The 1,177-nt window shown below is 38.7% G+C and carries 1 protein-coding gene; it reads right to left on the bottom strand.

Annotation, left to right across the window (positions count from 1 at the left end; translation table 11 throughout):
* Positions 1-1,177 (bottom strand): IS21/IS408/IS1162 family transposase (locus ACWFR1_RS40445; RefSeq protein WP_453561146.1); only part of this gene is annotated, 1,177 nt, incomplete at both ends.

Genomic DNA, 1,177 nt, shown 5'->3' with positions numbered 1-1,177 from the left:
CTGTGGATCACCCCCTAAAATACTTGTGTAAGCAGTAAGAGAGCGAGTTGTCACTATGATGTTGTCTTGACTTGAATGTTTTATAAAGGGAGTCTTCACCTTTTGGGTACATTCAGTTTGTAATGCATTTTGATGGTTTGCGATATCCCGAAAGTCATTGGCGCTGTAAAGTTTATCTATCAGGCATTTAGTCAAAGTGGCTTCAATCCACATTGGGTATTTCTCAATGACGTTTTGAATAATTATGAGCTGATCACGCCGATACCGTGGGTATCTTAAACAAATTTCATTTAAATAAGAAGTTGCACGTTCCTGATCTTCAAAATGTGAAACAAGTTGTTGCTTAAATTCTTCAATACCTTTTGAGCGATCCCGGATATGATGTAGATGTTGAATAAGCTTTCCCTTTTCATTACTAATGCTATGTTCAGCAATTACTTCTCCATCCAACTGTTTACGGATAATCAGCGTTGGTGGTTGGCTCGAAGTGACTTCAATAAAAACCTCATTATCAGAGACTGCACTATACGTTCCGAGAGGAACGGAATAACGGTTTGATTTGAACCGTATTGTATTGTCCTTACTAATATTCCTTGTTATACTTGGGGTAATGACGCTTTCGTATGAGAGTGGTGAAGAGACGGGCTGTAAGTGTTGCTTTTCGACGGGGAACACTTCAGCTGGTCTTTTTTTCGTTGTCTGATGAACATGTTGATTTCCAGTGCGATGTAGCCACTGTAACGCACGGTTATTCCAATCTTCAATATTGCTAAATACTCGGCTGTCTGCGAAATTTCCCTTTATGTACTTTACAACGTTCTCAATCATTCCTTTTGATTCTGGGTCTGCCTTACGACATAAATGAACTTTAAACTTACGATCATTTACATAGCTTTGAAATTCAGAAGTTAAAAGTAGCTGACCTGAATTTTCGCTTACTGTAATTAAACGATCCTGATCATACACAATTTCTTCTGTACGTCCTCCGTAAAATTGAAATGCATTTTCATGACATCGTATGGCATCATTTGTCGTAAAAGGCCGGTCCTGCCACTCCATGTATTTGTATCGAGAGTGAGCTAAGACAAAAGCGATGAAATATAGTTTGATTTCATTCTTTTCAGTGGTCTTCTGTTTCGTTTCTCCCCAATCCACCTGGATTTGCTTACCCATAGGT

It is taken from the genome of Streptomyces sp. NPDC055103 (genome assembly GCF_053607625.1).
Note: the sequence above shows the minus strand (reverse complement) of the source record. Positions and strands in the feature narration are given on the sequence as shown.